Origin of the sequence: Pantoea sp. Aalb, from assembly GCF_009829985.1 — a bacterium.
GTDB lineage: Bacteria > Pseudomonadota > Gammaproteobacteria > Enterobacterales > Enterobacteriaceae > SZZU01.
On the sequence record NZ_SZZU01000004.1, the window covers coordinates 33,097 to 56,952 of the forward strand.

21 protein-coding genes are annotated in these 23,856 nt (G+C 28.2%); 16 read left to right on the forward strand and 5 right to left on the reverse strand.

Features of this window, described 5'->3' with window-relative positions; all coding sequences use genetic code 11:
- Nucleotides 1–119: 119 nt before the first annotated feature.
- The 5 genes from rfaQ (at nt 120) to coaD (ending at nt 4,967) form a co-directional block, all read left to right on the forward strand.
- A complete protein-coding gene (gene rfaQ, locus FD728_RS04270; RefSeq protein WP_159935171.1) occupies nt 120–1,196 on the forward strand; it encodes a putative lipopolysaccharide heptosyltransferase III in 1,077 nt (358 codons plus the stop codon).
- Entirely contained in the window at nt 1,189–2,322 is a 1,134-nt protein-coding gene (locus FD728_RS04275) for a glycosyltransferase family 4 protein (RefSeq protein WP_159935173.1), read from the forward strand. The genes rfaQ and FD728_RS04275 overlap by 8 nt, the downstream gene beginning before the upstream one ends.
- Nucleotides 2,323–2,412: 90 nt before the next feature.
- Nucleotides 2,413–3,687 (forward strand): lipid IV(A) 3-deoxy-D-manno-octulosonic acid transferase, encoded by a 1,275-nt coding sequence (waaA, locus tag FD728_RS04280; RefSeq protein ID WP_236261829.1) that lies wholly within the window; start codon nt 2,413–2,415, stop codon nt 3,685–3,687.
- 6 nt (nt 3,688–3,693) lie between these two features.
- Entirely contained in the window at nt 3,694–4,476 is a 783-nt protein-coding gene (locus FD728_RS04285; RefSeq protein ID WP_159935177.1) for a glycosyltransferase family 2 protein, read from the forward strand.
- The gene (gene coaD, locus FD728_RS04290) at nt 4,473–4,967 is read left to right on the forward strand and encodes a pantetheine-phosphate adenylyltransferase (protein WP_159935179.1); all 495 of its coding nucleotides are present in this window, start codon (nt 4,473–4,475) and stop codon (nt 4,965–4,967) included. Before FD728_RS04285 ends, coaD begins: the two co-directional genes overlap by 4 nt.
- A 7-nt stretch (nt 4,968–4,974) precedes the next feature.
- Here coaD and mutM read toward each other — a convergent pair whose 3' ends face one another.
- From mutM to rpmB, 3 genes are all read right to left on the reverse strand, one after another.
- Nucleotides 4,975–5,784, reverse strand: a complete 810-nt coding sequence (mutM, locus tag FD728_RS04295) for a bifunctional DNA-formamidopyrimidine glycosylase/DNA-(apurinic or apyrimidinic site) lyase (RefSeq protein ID WP_159935181.1) — start codon at nt 5,782–5,784, stop codon at nt 4,975–4,977.
- A gap of 64 nt (nt 5,785–5,848) precedes the next feature.
- A complete protein-coding gene (gene rpmG, locus FD728_RS04300; protein WP_159935183.1) occupies nt 5,849–6,022 on the reverse strand; it encodes a 50S ribosomal protein L33 in 174 nt (57 codons plus the stop codon).
- 22 nt (nt 6,023–6,044) lie between these two features.
- Nucleotides 6,045–6,278 (reverse strand): 50S ribosomal protein L28, encoded by a 234-nt coding sequence (gene rpmB / locus FD728_RS04305; RefSeq protein ID WP_159935185.1) that lies wholly within the window; start codon nt 6,276–6,278, stop codon nt 6,045–6,047.
- A gap of 858 nt (nt 6,279–7,136) precedes the next feature.
- Here rpmB and coaBC point away from each other — a divergent pair.
- Both coaBC and dut read left to right on the forward strand, forming a co-directional pair.
- Complete coding sequence (gene coaBC / locus FD728_RS04310; protein WP_159935187.1) at nt 7,137–8,360, forward strand: bifunctional phosphopantothenoylcysteine decarboxylase/phosphopantothenate--cysteine ligase CoaBC; 1,224 nt, start codon at nt 7,137–7,139, stop codon at nt 8,358–8,360.
- Nucleotides 8,329–8,784 (forward strand): dUTP diphosphatase, encoded by a 456-nt coding sequence (dut, locus tag FD728_RS04315; protein WP_159935189.1) that lies wholly within the window; start codon nt 8,329–8,331, stop codon nt 8,782–8,784. Before coaBC ends, dut begins: the two co-directional genes overlap by 32 nt.
- 232 nt (nt 8,785–9,016) lie before the next feature.
- Here dut and pyrE read toward each other — a convergent pair whose 3' ends face one another.
- Complete coding sequence (pyrE, locus tag FD728_RS04320) at nt 9,017–9,658, reverse strand: orotate phosphoribosyltransferase (RefSeq protein ID WP_159935191.1); 642 nt, start codon at nt 9,656–9,658, stop codon at nt 9,017–9,019.
- Nucleotides 9,659–10,123: 465 nt separating this feature from the next.
- On the opposite strand from pyrE, the gene FD728_RS04325 reads away from it, so the two are divergent.
- From FD728_RS04325 to recG, 6 genes are all read left to right on the forward strand, one after another.
- Entirely contained in the window at nt 10,124–10,987 is an 864-nt protein-coding gene (locus tag FD728_RS04325) for a YicC/YloC family endoribonuclease (RefSeq protein WP_159935193.1), read from the forward strand.
- A 398-nt stretch (nt 10,988–11,385) separates the two neighbouring features.
- Nucleotides 11,386–12,018 carry a trimeric intracellular cation channel family protein gene (locus tag FD728_RS04330; protein WP_159935195.1) on the forward strand — a complete coding sequence of 211 codons (633 nt, stop codon included), beginning with the start codon at nt 11,386–11,388 and terminating at the stop codon, nt 12,016–12,018.
- A 72-nt stretch (nt 12,019–12,090) separates the two neighbouring features.
- The gene (gene gmk / locus FD728_RS04335) at nt 12,091–12,714 is read left to right on the forward strand and encodes a guanylate kinase (RefSeq protein WP_159935197.1); all 624 of its coding nucleotides are present in this window, start codon (nt 12,091–12,093) and stop codon (nt 12,712–12,714) included.
- Between the two features lie 59 nt (nt 12,715–12,773).
- A complete protein-coding gene (gene rpoZ / locus FD728_RS04340) occupies nt 12,774–13,049 on the forward strand; it encodes a DNA-directed RNA polymerase subunit omega (RefSeq protein WP_159935199.1) in 276 nt (91 codons plus the stop codon).
- A gap of 19 nt (nt 13,050–13,068) precedes the next feature.
- On the forward strand, nt 13,069–14,676 hold the full coding sequence (locus tag FD728_RS04345; protein WP_159935201.1) for a RelA/SpoT family protein: 1,608 nt from the start codon (nt 13,069–13,071) through the stop codon (nt 14,674–14,676).
- Between the two features lie 545 nt (nt 14,677–15,221).
- Nucleotides 15,222–17,306, forward strand: coding sequence for an ATP-dependent DNA helicase RecG (gene recG / locus FD728_RS04350; protein ID WP_159935203.1), 2,085 nt, complete (start codon nt 15,222–15,224; stop codon nt 17,304–17,306).
- 125 nt (nt 17,307–17,431) lie between these two features.
- On the opposite strand, the gene typA is transcribed toward recG, so the two are convergent.
- The gene (typA, locus tag FD728_RS04355; RefSeq protein ID WP_159935205.1) at nt 17,432–19,258 is read right to left on the reverse strand and encodes a translational GTPase TypA; all 1,827 of its coding nucleotides are present in this window, start codon (nt 19,256–19,258) and stop codon (nt 17,432–17,434) included.
- Nucleotides 19,259–19,610: 352 nt separating this feature from the next.
- Between typA and glnA the strand changes: the two genes are divergently transcribed.
- The 3 genes from glnA to yihA all read left to right on the forward strand — a co-directional run bounded on the left by glnA (nt 19,611) and on the right by yihA (nt 23,855).
- Nucleotides 19,611–21,020: a glutamate--ammonia ligase gene (gene glnA / locus FD728_RS04360; protein ID WP_159935207.1), complete on the forward strand. Its 1,410-nt coding sequence runs from the start codon at nt 19,611–19,613 to the stop codon at nt 21,018–21,020.
- A 704-nt stretch (nt 21,021–21,724) separates the two neighbouring features.
- Nucleotides 21,725–23,149: a nitrogen regulation protein NR(I) gene (gene glnG / locus FD728_RS04365; RefSeq protein ID WP_159935209.1), complete on the forward strand. Its 1,425-nt coding sequence runs from the start codon at nt 21,725–21,727 to the stop codon at nt 23,147–23,149.
- A 103-nt stretch (nt 23,150–23,252) separates the two neighbouring features.
- A complete protein-coding gene (gene yihA, locus FD728_RS04370) occupies nt 23,253–23,855 on the forward strand; it encodes a ribosome biogenesis GTP-binding protein YihA/YsxC (RefSeq protein WP_159935211.1) in 603 nt (200 codons plus the stop codon).
- The last annotated feature ends 1 nt before the right edge of the window (nt 23,856 follow it).

The following is a 23,856-nucleotide window of genomic DNA, read 5'->3' on the forward strand; positions in this document are numbered from 1 at the left end:
AATTTCTTTTTAATACTATAATGTATTATCACTGACGCAAAATAAGCGCTATAGATGTTTCAACTCTAAGGATTTACCCTACAATACAATCAGCTCATTGAATTTTAAGATTATTGAGTATGACAAGTCAGATACCAACCAAATTTATACCAAAAAATATTTTATTAATTAAACTTCGACACCATGGTGATATACTTCTAATTACACCTACTATTAATGCTCTTCGACAACATTATCCCCAAGCTAATATTGATGTTTTATTATATAAAGAAACACGACCAATTTTAGAATCACATCCAGCAATTAGTCAATTGCTTATGATTGATCGTAACTGGAAGAATGAAAGCTGTTGGCAAAAAATTTGCCATGAAGCAGAATTAGTATCAACAGTACGTGCATACCATTATGATTTAGTTATTAACCTTGCTGATCAATGGAGAAGTGCTGTTATTACTGGTTTATCTGGTGCAATGGTTCGCATTGGTTTCGCTTTTAAAAAAAGGGACAATATGCTTTGGCGTTGGTGTCATAATCAACTTGTGACTACTGATAAGCACCACCAATTACATACTGTTGAACAAAATATGTCAGCATTAACACCTCTTGGTTTTAGCATTAAAAATGCTAAAACTTCTATGCATTTCAGTATGGCGGATAGACAAAAAGTAAAATCTATATTAGAACTACAACAAATAAAGAATTCATTTATTGTAGTTCAACCTACTTCACGGTGGTTATTTAAATGCTGGGACGATGAAAAATTCGCACAACTCATTGATATACTTTCAAATGACGGATATACTATTATGTTAACATCTTCATCAGAAAAAAAAGAAATGGCCATGGTTGCTAAAATTAAATCATTATGCCATAGCCAAAATATTATATCATTAGCTGGTCAATTATCATTACCTCAACTAGCTGCGCTAATAGATTTTTCACAGTTATTTATAGGAGTTGATTCTGCTCCAATGCATATAGCTGCGGCATTAGGAACACCTTGCCTTGCATTGTTTGGTCCAACTAAACTACAGCAATGGTGGCCATGGGGGGATAATAATAAAATTATTTGGGCTGGTCATTATGCTCCATTACCATTACCTGATTCTATTGATACCAAAACAAATCAGCGATATCTTTCTAGTATTCCTGTTGTAGATGTAGTTAATGCAGCAAGGAGCTTTTTACATGAGTAAAATACGTCTAGCAATTGTTAGACAAAGATATCGATTAGATGGCGGTGCTGAACGATTCATTTCATCTATGTTAGAAACATTAAATAATGAACAACTTGAACTAAATATTATTACACGTAATTGGCAAAAAACTCTTGGTTCTACTTGGCATATACACATTTGTAATCCTATAAAAATCCACCGTATTTTACGTGAGCGTAGTTTTGCTAATGCTGCAAAAAAATACTGGGAAAAAGAAAAATTTGATATTGTACAAAGCCATGAACGTATTGCTGGATGTGATATTTTTCGTGCAGGTGATGGAGTACATAGAGCATGGTTAGAACAACGATCCCGTATTAAATCGTCTTGGCAGCAACGTTTTACCTCTATTTTAAGCCCTTATCATAACTATGTATTACAAGCTGAAGCTAATTTATTTAATGATCATGGTTTGAAGGTAGTTATTTGTAATTCAAAAATGGTTAAACAAGATATATTACGTTATTTTTCAATAGATAGTAAAAAAATTTATGTTATATATAACACTGTTAATAACAAAAAATTTCAGCCTGCTACAGAATATGTACGTTACTCTTCACGTTTACAACTTAATTTACCAATAAATTCTACTGTAATGATTTATGTTGGTTCTGGTTTTGAAAGGAAAGGTTTAAAAGCAGCAATTGAAGCTATTGCAAATAGTAACCGTTATTTAATAATAGTAGGACAGGATAAAAAAATATTACGTTATAAACAATTAGCAAATCAACTTAATTGTTTAAATCGTTTACGCTTTGTAGGTATACAAAAAGATGTACAACCATTTTATCACGCTGCAGATGCATTATTATTACCTACTTTATATGATCCTTGTCCAAATGTAGTTTTAGAAGCTATGTCTTGTGGGCTATCAGTAATAACTAGTACTACATGTGGTGCTGCAGAATTTATTGATACTGCTAAGGAGGGATTTGTATGTGATGCTTTAGATATAAAAACACTAACTGATGCTATATTAGAAACACCGTCTTTATCAGAAAATTCTACGATGGGTCAAGCTGCCCTGTGTAAAGTTAAATCTTTTAATAAGGAAAATTTAGTACAAGCAATGATTTCACTTTACTATAAAGTTTTAAATAGATAGATAACTAGATATATAATCTTTATATCTTTATATTATTCAATAATAATTTATTCTATAATATTTTTTATAGTTTCTATTTTTAGAAATATCATTATGATGTTTTTATATACATTATTACTTTATTTAATTCAGCCATTGATTTGGATATATCTATTGATACGTAGCATAAAGGAACCATCATATCGTAAACGCTGGTTTGAACGCTATGGATACTGTATGACTAAAATAAAACCACACGGAATTTTATTGCATGCAGTGTCAGTAGGTGAAACTTTAACTGCAATACCATTAATACGTTCATTACGTCATTATTATCCTAATCTGCCAATTACTGTCACTACTATGACACCAACAGGTTCAGAGCAAGTTACATCAATATTAGGTAAAGAAGTATATCATTCCTATTTACCCTATGATCTTCCAGGATCAATTCATCGTTTTCTTAATATAGTTCAACCTATATTAGTAATAATACTAGAAACTGAATTATGGCCTAATATTATTTATATTCTTCATCACCATAAAATTCCACTAATAATTGCCAATACTAGATTATCTAAACGTTCAGCTCGAAAGTATAAAAAACTTGGAATTTTTATGCGTAATTTACTACAACGGATTACAATGATAGCTGCACAAAGCGTTGAAGATGGCCATCATTTCCTTAATTTAGGATTAAAAAATACTCATTTAAAAGTCATTGGTAGTCTAAAATTTGATATAAATATAACACCTGAACTTATAAACAAAACAATGAAATTAAGATATCAATGGGCATCACACCGTCTAGTTTGGATAGTAACTAGCACTCATGAAGGTGAAGAAGCTATTGTGTTATCCGTATATCAAAGTTTACTTCTAAAATTTCCTCATTTATTATTAGTATTGGTACCACGACATCCGCAAAGATTTAAAAAAGTTTTTAACTTAACATATAAACTTGGTTTCGAAGTTATTCTTCGTAGTAGTGGAAAAATTCCTTCTAGTACTACACAAGTAGTAATTGTAGATTCTATAGGTGAATTAATGTTATTATATGGAATTGCCGATCTTGCTTTTATTGGCGGTAGCTTAGTAAAATGTGGTGGGCATAATCCTTTAGAAGCAGCTGTATATTCCATTCCCATATTAACGGGACCATATATATGGAATTTTAAAAATATCTGTAGTAAACTATATCAGGGAAAAGGCTTAATCATAGTAAAAGATAAGAAATCCTTAGAAAAAGAAATCACTACTTTATTAGAAAATAAAAACTATAGAAATCAATATGGTTACAATGCAGCATTAATATTATATCAAAATCAAGGTACATTGCAGCGTTTACTACAGTTACTCGAACCTTATTTACCACCACGAGCTTAATAATTTATGCATAAAAAACAACGACTATCTGTAGTAATAATTACCAAGAATGAGGCTAAAATTCTAAGAGAAGCACTAATTTCAGTTTGTTGGGCAGATGAAATTATAGTATTAGATTCTGATAGTAGTGATACTACTGTTGATATAGCACGTCAGTACGGTGCTAAAGTATATCAAACTCGAACTTGGGATGGTTTTGGTAAACAACGCCAACGTGCTCAATCTTTTGCTACTGGAGATATGATATTAATGATTGATGCCGATGAACGAGTAACTCCAGAACTCAGAAGTGTAATAGAACAAATATTAGAACAAAGTCCTAATTTCAATAAAGTTTATAGTCTAGAACGTAATAATTTATTCCTTGGTCGTTTTATGCGACATAGCGGATGGTATCCAGATAGGGTAATACGTCTTTATCCATGTAGCTTTACTTATAATGATCATTTAGTACATGAATCTCTTGATATAAAAAAAGATGCACATATCATTAATCTTCCAGGATATTTACAACATCTTACTTGTCGTGATTTAATCACTTTTCAGCATAAACAACTAAATTATGCTGAAGCTTGGGCACAGTATCATTTTCAGCTAAGTAAACATTATAGTTTGCAATCTATTTTTATACACACATTAGGTGCTTTTTTTAAAACTTTAGTATTACGCTCTTCTTTTCTTGATGGTAAACAAGGATGGATTTTAGCTATGGTTAACGCACAATATACTTTCAATAAATATTCTGCGTTATGGGCATTATATCACTCATCTAAACAGGAATCATTGTGAATACAAGAGCTATTTATCCTGGTACTTTCGATCCCATAACATTAGGACATTTAGATATTATTACTCGTTCTACACAAATTTTTGATTATATTGTAATAGCTATTTCAAATAGTTATAATAAGAAACCTTTATTTAGCCTTACTGAGCGCATTGACTTAGTAAAACAAGTTACAACACATTTATCTAATATCGAGATAATCGGTTTTAAAGATCTAATGGTACAAGTTGCAAAAGAATATAATACTAAGTTTATAATACGTGGATTACGTACTATTTTTGATTTTCAATATGAACTACAATTACTACAAATGAATCGTCATTTATTTCCATCACTTGAGAGTATATTTCTTATGCCTTCAGAGAATAATTTTTTTATATCTTCTTCATTAATAAAAGAAGTGGCAAGTGTAGCAAATTATGCTGGAAATATTCATGAATTCTTACCTGAAGTAGTACATAAAGCACTATTAACCAAATTAACACAAACTTAAAAATTATTTAACTTTGGCAACGAGGACACCAAAAAGTACTACGTTGTCCTTGTTTATTTTTGCAAATTAATGTTTTACATGTATAACACATCTTTCCAGCACGAGCATATACTCGTAGTTTCTGATTGAAGCATCCTGGTTTATTATCAATATGGAAAAAATTACGTAGTGTAGTTCCACCTTGCTCAATAGCACTGCATAGTGTAGTTTTAATAGCATCTACAAGTAATATTATTGTTTTTTTATTTAAACTCATAGTTAATCGATTAGGTAATACACCTGCAATAAAAAGAGATTCGTTAACATAAATATTACCAATGCCTACTACAACTTTAGGATCCATTAACCATTGTTTAATCAATGTACGTGTATTAAATGATTTGTTGAATAAATATTCAGCATTAAATTCATCACTTAGTGGTTCTGGACCAAGATTAGATAACACATTACTACTTGCTAAATCGTTACTCCATAACCAGGCACCAAACCGACGTGGATCGTTATATCGTAGAATTTTATTATCAGACATTATTAAATCAATATGATCATGTTTTATAGGAGACTGTTCGAAAGATTCGAGCCGTAAACTACCAGACATACCAAAATGAATTATTATCCACCCTTTTGGTAATTCTAATAAAAGGTATTTAGCACGACGACTTATGCTTAAAACAAGCTGTTTGTTTAAACAATGGATTTCATTCGGCACTATCCATCTTAAGCGTATGTTACGTATAAAAACACGTATAATAGTCTTACCAACTAAGTTATGTTCAAGAGAACGTCGAATAGTTTCTACTTCAGGTAATTCAGGCATTTTATTTCCTTTAAATGCTTGAAAAAAATACTTGGAAAGAAAAAGAAAACTTCAAATATCAAAATTATTTAATTTTACCTTCTTTATAAATGACATGCTTACGTAATATAGGATCAAACTTTTTGAGTTCTAATTTTTCTAACTTATTACGTTTATTCTTAGTCGTTGTATAAAAATGACCTGTATTAGAAGAGGAAATAAGTTTTATTTTTTCTCGACTACCCTTACTCTTGGACATACTACATCACCTTTTATTTATATTATTTTTTACCATTTGTACAAAGTTGAGTTAAAACAATTTCTATACCTTTTTTATCAATGATACGCATACCTTTAGTAGATACACGAAGAGTAACGAAACGTTTTTCACTCTCAATCCAAAAACGGTGTGAATGTAAGTTAGGTAAAAAACGACGTTTCGTAGCATTCATTGCATGAGATCTATTGTTACCGGTTACCGGACGTTTTCCAGTGACTTGACAAAGTCTTGCCATAAATAATTCTCCAAAATATATTATATTATATTATATTATATCTATAATATAATATAATATAATATAATATTTATCAATATAACACTTTTATTTATTCATAGCAAATTTTATTAAAAATAAATTAATATAGATGATTTTATTTAAATCATTTATCTAAAAACAAATATAAGATATAATTAACTATAAATATTAATTTATAATACTTTTTATTATTTATCTATTATTTATGTATTTTAAATAAAAAATATCATTTTAAATAATTTTATTTATATTTTAGATCATAGGTAATGTCTAGTATAAAAAATATTATGCATTAGTAATTAATTTGTATAAATAAATAATATGAATATTTTATATTCACGTATTACATAAATGATTAACATTAATATATTTAATTATATTCTCATAAAATATAATTATAAATACTCATACTATTTCAATAAAAAAATAGAATAAAATTCTTAAGTAATTATTTTTGAATTCTTATTAAATAATTTAATCAATCTATTTTTATTACAAAATAAATTAATATTAAAATTGTGATTTAATTATGATAAAATATTAATAATTTTAATTTATATAATTTTATTTTCATGTGTGTTGTTATAGTCTTTAATTTTAATAAGGAATAAAATTCCTACAGTAATCATGAATTGTTAAATAAATAATTTTTAATTTATAAAAACTTAACGTTTCCATTCTAATGAATGCATCTTTTCTTTTTTTTAAATCAAAGAAAATAATAATTAATAATTATATACGCTTTTAATAAATATTTAGTAGATAAAAGATCTATAGCTAGAATATGATAAATATTACTTATAACATGGATGTAATCAGATTAAAATGAGAGAAGAGATGACAAAATTAGTTGGGAAAAAAATTTTGCTTGGAATAAGTGGCAGTATAGCAGCTTATAAAGTACCAGAGTTAGTGCGAATGTTACAAAATTATGGCGCAAAAGTTCGTGTAATGATGACAGAAGCTGCTAAGTTTTTTATTACTCCTCTTAGTTTACAAGTAGTATCAGGACATCCAGTCTTTGATGATTTATTTAATCCTGTATTAAAAAATACAATAAATCATATAAAATTAGCAAAATGGCCTGATTTGATTATAATAGTACCTGCTACTGCTAATTTAATAGCAAACATAGCATTAGGTATGAGTAATGATCTACTAACTACAGTATGTCTCGCCAGTGATAAACCTATTGCTATAGTACCAGCAATTAATCAACAAATGTATAGTGCAGCAATAACTCAAGAAAATCTTCAACGTTTATATCAACGTGGTATGTTAATTTGGGGACCTGATATCGGCCGCCAAGCATGTGGTGATATTGGTCCTGGGCGTATGATTAATTTAATAACAATTTTAGTTTACGTAGTAAAATGGGCTAGTTCTATTAAAGATTTGCAACATTTAAATATTATGATTACTGCTGGGCCAACTCATGAAGCACTTGATCCAGTTCGTTATATTAGTAATTATAGTTCTGGTAAAATGGGATTTGCTATTGCAACTGCTGCAGCACAACGTGGAGCACAGGTAACTTTAATTACTGGACCAGTAACATTACCAACTCCTCTTGGAATAAAACGTATAGATATTAATAGTGCTTTAGAAATGGAAGCAGCTGTCATGAAACAAATAAAAAAACAACATATTTTTATTGCCAGTGCAGCAGTAGCAGACTATAGAGGAGCGAATATCGCTTTTAAAAAAATAAAAAAAAATGATGATCACATTACATTAAAACTAATAAAAAATCCTGATATCGTAGCAAAGGTAGCATCTATGCAAAAAAAACGGCCTTTTGTTGTTGGTTTTGCTGCAGAAACACATGATATAGAAAAATATGCGCAAAGAAAACGCAAACAAAAAAACTTAGATTTAATTTGTGCAAACATTATAGCACAAAAAAAACAAGGATTTAATAGTGATACTAATATTTTATATCTTTTTGGGCAAGATGGAAATAAAATTTTGCCACTAAATAATAAAAAACTGCTTGGTCAACAATTGATAGATGAGATTATAATTCGTTATGATAAAAAAGGTCAGTATAAAAATTCTTGATAAACGATTAGGTAATGACTTTGAATTACCAGCTTATGCAACTATTGGTTCTGCCGGATTAGATTTACGAGCATGTCTTAACAATGAATTAGAAATTCCTTCAGGTATGACTGAATTAATACCTACTGGCTTAGCAATACATATTAATGATCCAAGTATATCAGCAGTTATTTTACCTCGTTCAGGTCTTGGTCATACACATGGAATTGTACTAGGTAACTTAGTTGGTCTAATTGATTCAGATTATCAAGGACAAATAATGGTATCAGTGTGGAATCGTAGCCAAAAAAGTTTTACACTACAACCTGGAAACCGCCTAGCACAGTTAGTTTTTATCCCAGTAGTAAAGGTTGAGTTTAATATAGTAGAAAATTTTGATTACAGTATGCGCGGTACAGGAAATTTTGGTCATTCTGGCTGGTAATCAATAATTAAAATAAGAACATTAATATTTTAAGTGGTTATTCACTATTACTAATAATATAAAACTTTTAAAAATTAAATATATAAGAAGATAGTTATTTAAAAAATAACATAAATAAAAATTCATAATTTATGTTATTTTTTATACATATTATTTTAATAATAAAATTTTTTATTATAAATAAATTTATTTTTTAAATCTTCTTAATTTTCCTACATGTATGTAAAAAAATTTAAATACCATACTTCTTACGATATTTACATATTTTAATTAGATAATCTATCATTTCTGGTTTATCTTCTAAATAACACATGAGCTGATTTAATGTAGTAATAGCAATAACTTTACATTTATAGTCACGCTCTATTTCTTGGATAGCAGAAATATTACTCATTCCTCGTTCTTGACGGTCAAAAGAGATCAATACACCAACAAGAGTAGCTTTATGTGTGGCTATAATATTCATAGATTCACGTATTGCTGTACCAGCAGTTATAACATCATCTACTAAAATTACTTTTCCCTGCAATGTACTACCTATTAATACACCACCTTCACTATAATTTTTAATTTCTTTACGATTAAAACAATAAGGTACATTACGATTATGATAATTAGCTAAAGCTATTACAGTAGATGTTACAATTGCAATACCTTTATAAGCTAGACCAAAAAGTATATCAAAATCAATTCCGCTATTGATTAGAGTTTGTGCATAAAAACGTCCTAATAATGCTAGATCATGACCTGTATTAAAAAGTCCAGAATTAAAAAAATATGGACTTTGACGAGCTGATTTCAAAGTAAATTTACCAAATTTTAATATGCCTTTATTAAGAGCGAATTCAATAAATTGATGCTGAAAGTTCTGCATCCTTTACTCCTCAGTAAGAAAGTTATTCTAATTGTTATTAGTGAAGTTACTTGAAAGTAACTTCACTAATAACAATTAATTCTTTAAATATTAATTAAAAAAAATTATTTATTGAATAAACTGCAATCTAAATAAATATTAATAGATAATTTAATTTTTATATATCTAGAAATAAAATATATAAGTATTATTAACTTATTTCTCATAGTTTTTCTTATAGGTATATTTTATTTTATATAGTATATTTAAAGTTATAAATAATAATACAAATATAAACAAACAGTTAATTATATTAATAATTAATTATTGTATAAATTCATATCTATTCTCACTGTTTTATTTTTAATCATAATTTTTACATGAAAATAAATAACTATTTATATATTTAAGAAATATTATTATGATGTATATATCTAGTTTATCATAACTTTTACTTAGAGATTTTTTTATAATGAGTATTATACTATGATCCGTAGCATGACTGCATATTCATATCGAGAAATTAAAAATGAATTGGGTATAGCTTACTGGGAGCTATTTTCTTTAAACCATCGCTATTTAGAAATTTGTATTCGTTTACCTGAATACTTAAGAAATTTAGAACCAGTAATACGTGAACAAATACGAACTCGTTTAAAACGCGGTAAAATTGAATGTAATTTACATTTTAATACTGATCCAAACTTACAAGGTGAATTATTAATTAATAAATCACTTGCTAAACAGTTAGTTCAAGCTGCTAATTGGGTTAAAATGCAAAGTGATGAGGGTGAGATTAATCCTCTAGATATTTTATCTTGGCCAGGTGTAATTTCAATAAATAAACAGGATCTTCATCCTATCAATATAGATCTAATAACTTCTCTTGATAATGCCCTTAATGATTTGATAGCATCACGTGAAAGAGAAGGAGCTATGTTAAAAGTATTTATTGAACAACGCCTTAAGTATATCTTAAAAGAAATTCATAAATTACGCATTCTTATGCCAGAAATACTTAAATTACAACACAAACGCATTATTACAAAATTAAAAGAAGCGGATATTCAAATAGAGAATAATCGTTTAGAACAAGAATTAGTTATTCTAGCACAAAAAATCGATATAACTGAAGAATTAGATCTTTTAGATGCACATGTTAAAGAAACTTTTCATATTTTAAAGAAAAAAGAAATTGTTGGTCGTCGTCTTGACTTTATGATGCAAGAGTTTAATCGTGAATCTAATACATTAGCATCGAAGTCAAATAACACTGATATAACGGCTTCAGCAATTGAATTAAAAGTATTAATTGAACAAATGCGAGAACAAGTTCAAAATATTGAATAGTAAAATATAATAATTATTTTATAATAAATATCTTTTACTATATTTATTTGATTAGAATTAATTATGATATATATAATTTCGTGTATTTATAATAATTATTATATTTTAACATAGCTATAGAAAATTAAAAACTTTAAGACATATTTGATTTTATCATTAAACTTTATTCAGTTATTTTAGCTTATTTTTTTGTAAAAAAATCTAAATATTTTAAAATAAATAGTAAATTTTTAATATGGGTTAATTAGGAAGATTTTATCGATTTTTTATCTATATAATTCTATATCCTAACATACTATATATAAATATATATTAATACTATGGAATTAAAAAAAACTAGTATTTTGAATTTTATTAGTAAATATTGTAAATTATTTATCAATTTATAAAAGTATTTTATGTTATTAACTATTCTTTATATAATAGGTATTACTGCCGAAGCCATAAGTGGTGCGTTAGCAGCAGGTAGAAATAAAATGGATTTATTTGGCGTAATTGTTATCGCTTTAGTAAGTGCAATAGGGGGTGGGTCAGTACGTGATATTTTATTAGGTAATTATCCTTTAAGCTGGGTAAAAAATCCAGAATACATTATAATAATTTCTATTGCAGCTATAATTACTATGTTCTTAGCGCCATTAATCAATTATTTATATAAAATATTTTTGCTATTAGATGCCATTGGACTTGTAGTGTTTTCTATTATAGGTGTACAAGTTGCATTAAATGCACAACACGCATCAATTATCTCTGCTATTGCAGCTGTGATTACTGGTGTTTTTGGTGGTATATTACGTGATATGTTTTGTAATCGTATTCCGTTAATTTTTCAACAAGAACTATATGCTGGTATTGCTTTTATATCAGCTTGGATATATATACTATTATTAAAAACTCACCTAACAAAAAACTTAATAGTAATAATTACATTATTCTTTGGTCTTTCTGCACGTTTACTAGCAATATATTTTCGCCTTAAATTGCCTGTTTTTAACTATTCATATAATCAAAAAAGTTATCATAAAAAATAACTTTTAATACAATAGTATATATATATTTTGTGTAAAAATACATCTATTTTTTAACTCACATGCAATCTAAACATGTTTAAAGGAAATCTTTATATTATTTCTGCACCTAGCGGAACAGGTAAATCCACTCTCATTCAAACATTTTTAACAAGAAAACTATTATGCAATATAAAATTATCTATTTCACATACTACACGTAAAAAACGTTTTGATGAAATCCATGGTAAACATTACTTTTATATTTCAAAAAAACAATTCGAAAAAATGATAGCTACAAATGATTTCCTTGAATATGCAGAAGTATTCGGTCATTATTATGGAACATCACAATCTACTATTGAACATATGCTTGCTACTGGAATTGATATATTCTTAGATATAGATTGGCAAGGTGCAAAACAAATTCGCCAGAAAATGTCAAATGTACGTAATATTTTTATATTACCTCCATCGATAGAAGAGCTATATCGTCGATTACATAGTAGAGGACAAGATAACGAGCAAGTAATTTCTTACCGAATGAAACAAGCTATTAAAGAAATTAGTCATTACTCTGAATATGATTATTTAATTATAAATAATGATTTTGAAATAGCTTTATCTGATTTAAAAAATATTATTTTTGCAGAACGGTTGCGTATAGAACACCAGAAAATAAAACATCATACTTTAATCAGTAAACTATTGGAAATTTAAAATAATTTTAGTATTATACAATTTAATTATTATTTTCCTATAGAGTGAGTAGTACATTTATGGCACGTGTAACGGTTCAAGATGCAGTAGAGAAAATTGGCAATCGTTTTGATTTAGTTTTAGTAGCTGCACGCCGTGCACGTCAGATGCAAGCGGGCAATAAAAATCCTTTAGTTTCGGAGGAAAATGATAAAACAACCGTTATTGCATTACGTGAAATTGAAAAAGGTTTAATCAATAAACATATTTTGGATATAACTGATCATCAGGCACAACAAGAAAAAGAAACCAGTCATTTACAATCGGTTACTCCTATTGTTGAAACGCGTCGTTAAAAGTATTTGCAGGTAAACCTTGTATCTGTTTGAAAGCCTTAATAAAATTACAAAAATATATTTATCAGATGAGCAAATTTATTGCCTTAACCAAGCTTATATTGTTGCATGTAATGCACATAAAGGTCAAAAGCGCTCCAGTGGTGAACCATATATTACTCATCCTATTGCTGTTGCTTGTATTTTAGCTAAAATGAAACTCGACTATGAAACATTAATGGGTGCTTTACTCCATGATGTTATCGAAGATACGTCGACTACATATCAAGATATAGAGAATCTATTTGGTAAAAATGTTGCTAAGCTAGTAGAAGGAGTATCTAAATTAGATAAAATACATTTTCGTGATAAACAAGAAGAACAAGTTGAAAATTTTCGTAAAATGATTATTGCAATGGTAAAAGATATACGCGTAATTTTTATTAAGCTCGCTGATCGAACACATAATATGCGAACTCTAAGTGCTTTAAGACCAGATAAAAAACGACGAATAGCTTTAGAAACCTTAGAAATTTATAGTCCTTTAGCTCAACGTCTTGGTATTCGTCACTTAAAAATTGAATTAGAAGAACTTAGTTTCGAAACACTTTATCCTACTCGTTTTCGTGTAATTCAAGAAGTTGTAAAAACTGTACGTGAAAATCGTAAAGAAATTATCAGAAAGATTACTACTGAAATTGATAATTGCTTACAAGAAACCGGTATTACTTGCCGTGTAAGTGGTCGAAAGAAACATCTTTATTCAATCTATCGTAAGATGCATTTAAAAGAACAACGTTTAAATTCAATTAGGGATATTTATTCTTTTTATATTATAATTATAGTACAAGATCTTGATACTTGTTATCGAGTATTAGGTCAAATGCATGGTCTTTACAAACCGCGCCCTGGTCGAGTAAAAGATTATATTGCCATTCCTAAAACTAATGGATATCAATCACTTCACACTTCTATGATTGGTCCATATGGAATACCAGTTGAAATACAAATTCGAACTGAAGATATGGACCATATGGCAGAAATGGGTGTAGCAGCACATTGGAGCCATAAAAAGGATACAAGTATACAAATTCGCGCACAACGTTGGCTTCAAAGCTTATTAGAGCTCCAACAAAATGCTGATAACTCTTTTGAATTTATTGAAAATGTTAAATCTGATCTTATTTTAGATGAAATATATGTATTTACACCGAAAGGGCATATTATTGAACTTCCTGCTGGTGCTACGCCAGTAGATTTTGCTTATGCAGTACATACTGATATAGGACATACCTGCATTGGAGTACGTGTAGATTGCGAATATTATCCATTATCTAAACCACTTATAACAGGCCAAACTATTGAAATAATTACTTCATTAGATGCATATCCTAATGAATCTTGGCTAAATTTTGTAGTTAGTTCCAAAGCAAAATCTAAAATTCGTCAACTAACAAAAAATTTTAAATATGAGAAAAAATCATTAAATTTAAGAAGTCGCTTATTATTAAAGAACCAATTAAATAATAGTGATAAGTCTAATAATAAAAAAATTAATAATACTACTGATAATAAAATTAAAAAAGAGTTAAATTGGATAAAAAGTAATTTATACGAAAGATTCCCTTTTAATAATCGATTTAACTAATATAATACTTATCATTATAATAAAGAATATATAAAACTAAATGGTAATAATTTTCTGAAAACACATATAATAAATTCTTGATGATTAAAAATAAAGTCCATATACTTATATTTTAAAATTAAAACATTAAGAAATACTTCTTACAACAAAATTTCTATATATTAATTTAAATAAATTATACAATGTATGCATTATTATTGCAGTTAATATTATAGTTAATAAATAAAATATATTTGTTTCAAATAAGCTCTATTATATAGATAATCTAATTATCTTAGATTGTATATGTAATAGGTAAATTTTATCATATTCTAAGGATTAATAATATTTGATTTAACATAGTAGCAATCTATTTATTAAAATATAGTCGCAATCTATTTATTAAAATTAAGCAATATTTTTGCTTATAACAAAAAAATTTTATATATTATTAGCATTTTTTTATTATAAAATAATTATAAATGAATTATTCAAAATACATGCCTTATGAAAAAGTAATTATATTAACAATTGATTGAAGGATATCTATAAAAAAAAGATAAAAAATGATTCCTTATCTATTTAATACTATTCCATACAGTATTATTAATAATATTAATAATACTCAAATAAATAAATTAAATAAACTTGGTTTATTAACTATCCAGGATTTACTTTTACATTTACCATTACGTTATGAAGATCGCACTCAATTTTATCGTATAAATAATCTACTTCCTGGTATTTGGGCAATGGTAGAAGGGAAAGTTATATATAGTACAATTATCTTTAGTCATCATCGTCGTATGTTCATTTGTAAAATCAGTGATGGTAGTGATTATTTAACTATGCGATTTTTTAATTTTAATACTAGAATTACAAATAGTTTAGTTATTGGTACTAATATTATTGCCTATGGTGAAGTCAAATACAACAAGTACGGAATTGAAATTATTCATCCACATTATTTTATTAAAAAAAATCAAAAAATTATTAAACTTCAAAAAACACTAACACCAATTTATCCTACTACTGAGGGTATACATCAAAAGACACTCCGTAATTTAATAAATTACGCTCTTAAATTACTAGATAATACCTTAATAGATGAATTGTTACCTCCAGAGCTAAGTAGAAAATTAATTAGTTTAAAAGATGCATTACGTATTTTACATCATCCACCTAAAAAGTTATCCCTTAGAGATTTAGAATTTGGATATCATCCAGCTCAAAGACGTTTGATTTTAGAAGAATTATTAGCATACAATTTAAATATGTTATCTGCACGTGCAAATACACAACGATATCATGCAATACCTATTGCACCACATCATAAACTGATAAATCAATTATTAGCAACGCTGCCATTTTCTCCTACTTCTGCACAAAAGAGAGTTATAGAAGAAATTAAACATGATTTATCAAATAATTTTCCAATGATGCGTTTAGTGCAAGGTGATGTAGGCTCAGGAAAAACATTAGTTGCAGCAATTGCAGCACTTAACGTAATAACCCATAATAAACAAGTAGTACTTATGGTTCCTACAGAATTACTAGCAGAACAACATGCAAATAATTTTCGTCAATGGTTTTCGCCATTAGGCATCGAAGTAGGATGGTTAGCTGGTAAACAAAATATTAAAGAACGTAAAGCTCAACAAGAAGCAATAGCTATCGGTAAAATTGCTATGATAGTTGGAACACATGCGTTATTCCAAAAACATGTTAAATTTAAAAATATAGCTTTAGTGATCATTGATGAGCAACATCGCTTTGGTGTCCATCAACGTTTAGCTTTATGGGAAAAAGGTAAAGAAGGGAAATATTATCCACATCAGCTTATAATGACTGCTACACCTATTCCTCGTACTTTAGCAATGATAACTTATGCTGATCTTGATATTTCAACTATTGATGAAATGCCACCAGGACGGATACCAATCAATACTGTAGCTATTTCAGATCAACGTCGTAGCGAAATTATTAAACGTATGAAAAAAGTAGTATCTAATGAAAAACGTCAAGCTTATTGGATATGTACATTAATTGAGGAATCTGAACAATTAAGAGCACAAGCAGCTGAAGTAACATGGAAAAAACTTAAATTAGCACTACCAGATTTGCAAGTAGGATTAATACATGGACGTATGAAATACTTAGAACAACAATCTATTATGCATTCTTTTAAAATGAATGAAATACAATTATTAGTTGCTACTACAGTTATTGAAGTTGGTATAGATGTACCAAATGCCAGTTTGATGATTATTGAAAATCCTGAACGGTTAGGATTAGCACAATTACATCAACTCCGAGGAAGAGTGGGACGTGGATCATTGACTTCTCATTGTATTTTACTTTATAAATCTCCTCTAAGCCAAATTGCACAAAAACGTTTGCAGGTACTACGTAATAATAATGATGGTTTTATAATTGCTCAATATGATTTAGAGATTCGTGGACCTGGTGAATTATTAGGTACAAAACAAACTGGTAATACTAAATTTAAAGTAGCAAATTTATTAAGAGATCAGTCTATACTTGCTGAAGTTCACTCTGCTGCTCGTTATATCCACAAGTATTATCCTAAACAAGCTCAGTCCTTAATAGATCGATGGATATCAAAAAAGAAAAATTATCACAATGCTTAAAATAACTTATATTGACTAATTTTAATATTTTTTATACATATTCTCTTTAAAAATACATATGATTTAATTTTAAAAAAACATTAAAATCATTAAATATCATTTTAAGTTTAAAATGCAATAATATATTATTTTTCAATTTTAGTATGTCGTAATGCTCGTTTACGTTCATTTTCAGTTAAACAACGTTTACGTAAACGAATAGAATATGGTGTAACTTCTACTAATTCATCATCCTCAATAAACTCAATTGATTGTTCTAATGTCATTTTTAATGCTGGAATCAATGTTGTGGCTTCATCTGTTCCTGATGCACGCATGTTAGTTAATTTCTTACCTGTTAGACAATTTACAGTTAGATCATTAGGGCGATTATGAATACCAATTATTTGACCTTCATAAACTATAGAGCCATGTCCCAGGAATAATTTACCACGATTTTGTAAATTAAATAAAGAAAAAGCAACAGCTTTTCCTTGACCGTTAGATATTAATACTCCATTACGACGACGCCATACTTCCTCTAAACGTACATCATCGTAATGGCTAAATGTAGAATATAGAAAACCAGTACCAGAAGTCATATTCACGAACTCATTACGAAACCCAATGAGACTACGGCTTGGAATTACGTAATCAAGACGTATACGTCCTTTATTATCTGAATAGATATTTCTCATCTCACCTTTACGTTCTCCCATAGCTTGAATAACAAAACCTTGATGTTGTTTTTCAATATCTATAGTAACATTTTCAAATGGTTCTTGTTTATGACCTTCTAACATTTGAAAAATTACTTTCGGACGTGATACTGCTAATTCATAACCTTCACGACGCATATTTTCAATAAGAATTGCTAAATGTAACTCACCACGTCCAGAAACACGAAATACATCAGCATCTTTAGTTTCTTCAACATGTAAAGCAACATTATGTGACATTTCTTTATTTAAACGCTCTAAAAGTTGGCGAGAAGTAATAAATTTACCTTCTTGTCCACAAAAAGGTGAATCATTAACATTAAAAAGCATAGTTACTGTTGGTTTATCGATTTTTAATTCTGGCAATGCTTCTGTATGTTGTATATCACATATAGTATCAGAGATATTTAAATGTCCTAAACCAGTAATAGCAATAATATCTCCTGCCTCTACATAATCACTTTCAATACGTTCTAAACCAAAATAAGTTAATACTTTACTAATTTTACCATTACGTATTTTACCTTTACTATCAATAATATTTACCTGTTGATTTGGTTTTAATATACCACGTCTAATACGACCAATGCCAATAATACCAAGATAACTATTATAGTCTAATTGAGATATTTGCATTAATAAGGGTGCTTTAATTTTTACCTGTGGTGGAGAAACATAATTAATAATTGCTTGATATAATGGAGTCATATCTTGAGCCATATCAGTATAATTAAAACCTGCAATACCGTTAAGTGCAGAAGTATAAATAATTGGAAAATCTAATTGTTCTTCAGTGGCATCGAGGTTAACAAATAGATCAAATACTTTATTAATAACCCAGTTAGGACGTGCACCTAGACGATCGATTTTATTAATAACTACAATTGGTTTCAATCCATGATTAAAAGCTTTCTGAGTTACGAAACGAGTTTGAGGCATAGGACCATCTATTGCATCAACAACAAGCAATACAGAATCTACCATTGACATAATACGTTCAACTTCTCCTCCAAAATCAGCATGACCTGGAGTATCAACAATATTTATACGATAATTATTCCATATAATAGCTGCATTTTTAGCAAGAATGGTAATTCCACGTTCTTTTTCTAGAACATTGAAATCTAACATACTATCCATTTCTGGAGTACGAGCATCAAAAATACCAGATTGTTGTAAAAGCTTATTCACTAAAGTCGTCTTACCATGATCAACATGTGCAATGATAGCAATGTTACGTAAATTTTCAATCACAGATTTTTGCCTCAAAAAATATTAAATAAATAACAGTATATTTGCATAAATTAAAATAAATACCAAATATGACTATGAATATTTAAAGAATTTGATTCTTTGATTCATTGTTTTTAAAGATTGTATTCTTATACAAATTTTAATTTTGAATATATTTATTATTTTATTAAAATTTAACATTAATTTTACTTTATCATGTTTAAATAAAGAAACGCACTGTAAAAGTGAATTAGTTAATGTATTTTAGATCTTTTAGTTATACATACAATCTTATTAATAATTATGACGTATTTTAAACAACGTAATTATCTTATTATTATAAAGACAAATTATTATTTTAGGAAGGTTACTTATGCTTGCTGAAGACATTCTGTTAATGATCAAAGAAAAAGAAATTAAATTTATTGACTTACGTTTTACTGATACTAAAGGGAAAGAACATCATGTGAGTATCCCTACACATCAGATTAATTCTATTTTTTTTCAAGAAGGCAAAATGTTTGATGGCTCATCTGTAAATGGATGGAAAGGCATTAACGAATCTGACATGATATTAATGCCAGATACAACTACTGCAATCATAGATCCTTTTTTCGAACATCCAACATTAATAATTCGATGTGATATTTTAGAACCAAATACTATGCAAGGTTATCAACGTGATCCTCGTTCTATTGCTAAACGTGCAGAACAATTTTTAATTCTTTCCGGTATTGCTGATACTATATTATTTGGACCTGAACCTGAATTTTTTTTATTTGATGATATACGTTTTAGCTCTTCATTTTCAGGCTCACATGTTAATATTGATGATATCGAAGCATGTTGGAATACCGGTAAAAAATATGAAGGTGGTAATAAAGGGCATCGTCCTACACTAAAAGGTGGTTATTTTCCAGTGCCGCCGGTTGATTCTTCACAAAATATTCGTTCTGCTATGTGTTTAACTATGGAGAAAATGGGTCTAATAATTGAAGCACATCATCATGAAGTAGCTACTGCCGGTCAGAATGAAATAGCGATTCGGTTTAATACTATAACTAAAAAAGCTGATGAAATTCAAATATATAAATATGTTGTACATAATATTGCTCACGCATATGGGAAGACTGCAACTTTTATGCCGAAACCAATATTTGGGGATAATGGTTCTGGAATGCACTGCCATATGTCTCTATTTAAAAACAATATAAATTTATTCTCTGGTGATCAATATAGTGGTTTATCTAAAATTGCATTATTCTATATTGGTGGTATTATTAAGCATGCTAAAGCAATTAATGCTTTAACAAATCCAACTACGAACTCTTATAAACGTCTAGTACCTGGTTACGAAGCTCCAGTCATGTTAGCTTATTCAGCACGTAATCGCTCTGCTTCAATTCGTATTCCAATTGTAGGCAACCCTAAAGCACGTCGTATTGAAGTACGTTTTCCAGATCCATCTGCAAATCCATACTTAGCTTTTGCTGCTCTACTTATGGCTGGAATAGATGGTATAATTAATAAAATCCATCCTGGCGATGCTATGGATAAAAATCTATACAATCTACCACCACAGGAAGAAGTAAATATTGCTAAAGTTGCATCTTCTTTAGAAGATGCATTAAATGAACTAAATAAGAACCGTGATTTTTTAATGCGTGGTAATGTATTTACTGATAATACTATAGATGCTTATATTACACTTCTTAAATCAGATATTGATCGCATAAATATGACACCACATCCTGTCGAATTTGAAATGTATTATAGCGTTTAATATTTAATTATTATTTTTATGATTTTAAACTACAGCAAAGAGTTGATTTATTTTCAATAATATTATATTAATTTATATATCAAAATGATATAGCTAGTGAGTATATAAAAGTATAAACTACTAAATATTTTCTATAACCATAAAAGGTTAGCTCATCCTAGTGATGAGCTTTTTCTATATAATGTAATAATATAATTATTTTGATAATTTCAAATTAAACAAAATACAAAAAAAATCTTAAATTGAGTTAATGAAGTTTAAAAAATAATTATTTTAAATCAAACAAAATATATGAAAATATGTTATGTAAGTTACGTATTTATTGCGATTATTATCAGAGTATTAATTCTATTTCTTAAATATAAAAGACATAATTGTTACTGTTTTATATAAAATATTTTATTAATAAAATCATGTAATAATAATTATTATATATATTAGTTATTATATATATTAGTAAGTAACTTATAGTAAGTAACTTAAAAAATATTAATATCAACTATAGTAATTTACTTATGAAGAATTATATTGATAGTAAATAAAAAAAAAAAAAAAATATATAATACCTATATTTAAGTACATGCATTTCATTCAATCTCCTATAACTTATATTATATCATTTAAAAGAATAATATTCTACACTTAACAGTAAGCTAAAAAACTTTAATGAGCTTTTATTTCATCTATGAATCATTGAGGGGTCTATGCAACGAGGAATAGTCTGGATTGTAGATGACGATAATTCCATTTGTTTAATTCTTAATCAAGCACTTACCAAAACTGGTATTAATTGTTTCACTTTTAATTATCGCTACAACATATTAGATATTATTTCTAGTAAAAAACCAAATGTTATCTTATTAGATGTTTGTATGCCAAATATGCTTGGAATATCGCTATTAAAACAACTTAAACAATATTACCCACTGATTCCGGTAATTATTATGAGCGCATATTCAGATTTATATGTTGTTGTAAATAGTTATCAACAAGGTGCTTTTGATTATTTATCTAAACCACTTGATATTGATAAAACAGTAATATTAATTAATCGTGCTATTAGTTACTATCAGGAACAAAAACAATCACCTAATCATAAATTGATAAAGATCCCCACAAAAGCTATTATTGGGACAGCACCATCAATGCAGGATGTATTTCGTATTATTGGTCGTTTATCAAGGTCGTCAATAAGTGTTTTAATCAACGGAGAATCTGGTACAGGAAAAGAACTCATAGCTCATGCTTTACATCATTATAGTCCACGAACTAAGAAACCATTTATTGCTATTAATATGGCAGCAATTCCAAAAGATCTTATCGAAGCTGAGCTTTTTGGTCATGAAAAAGGTGCTTTTACTGGTGCAAGTCAAATTCGCCAAGGTCGATTTGAACAAGCTAACGGGGGTACATTATTTCTTGATGAGATTGGTGATATGCCTATTAATGTACAAACTCGTCTACTACGAGTGTTAACTGATGGTAAAATATATCGTATTGGTAGTTATGGTTTTATAAAAGTTGATGTACGTATTATTGCTGCAACTCACCAAAATCTTTATCATCATGTACAAAAAAGTAAATTTCGTGAAGATCTTTTTTACCGTCTTAATGTTATCAGAATTCATTTACCACCATTACGAGAAAGACGTGAAGATATTCCATATTTAGCACGTTATTTTCTAGAGAGAGCTGCTAACGAGTTAAATATTCAAACAAAATTTCTCCATATAGAAACAGAAGCTATATTAACTCAGTTGAATTGGCCTGGTAATGTTCGCCAGTTAGAAAATATTTGCCGTTGGATTACAGTTATGGTAGCAGATAAAAAAGTATTAATACAAGATCTTCCTACTGAAGAGCTATTTGAATTAAAACCTATTAATAAATTTATACAATCTTTACCAACCCTATCAAGTCACTGGATTAAATTATTAGCTCAATGGGCAGACTATTCAATGCAATCTGGCCATCAAAATTTGATGTCACAGGCTCAATCAGAAATAGAACGTACATTGCTCACTACTGCATTAATGTATACTCATGGACATAAACAAAAAGCTGCACGAATAATTGGATGGGGACGAAATACTTTAACACGTAAATTAAAAGAATTAGGAATAAAGTAATGGTAATATAAAAAATATCAAAATTCAATTTTTATTGAATACAACATTTATTATAAAATTTATAAAAAAATTTAAAATTAATAATTTTTACTAGGGTTTAATTTTGCTTACTTTTAACTATCATGCTACACATTTTATGTTAAGTGCTCCAAATATTCATTTTCTCCCAGCAGATATTGGTATTGAAATTGCTTTTGCTGGATGCTCAAACGTAGGTAAATCTAGAGCTATCAATACATTAGTTAATCAAAAAAATCTTTGTTATACCAGTAAATTACCTGGTCGAACACAATTAATTAATTTATTTGAAGTTATGAAAGGAAAACGTTTGGTAGATCTTCCAGGATATGGTTATGCTAAAGTATCAAAATCTATGAAGTTCCAATGGAAATACATACTAACTGAGTATCTTCAGAGCCGCCAAACTCTCAAAGGATTAGTAATATTAATGGATATCCGAAATCCATTAAAAGATTTAGATAACAAAATAATTAAATTAGCAATACAAAGTAACATACAAATATTATTATTGTTAACTAAAGCTGATAAAGTAAACCATAACTTACGGAAAATACAACTTGAGATAGTACGTAATAAATGTTTATTAGAATTTAGAAGTGATATACAAGTAGAAATTTTTTCTTCACTAAATAAGATAGGACTTTATCAATTAAGTCATAAGATTGATAGTTGGTTTTGTAATTAGA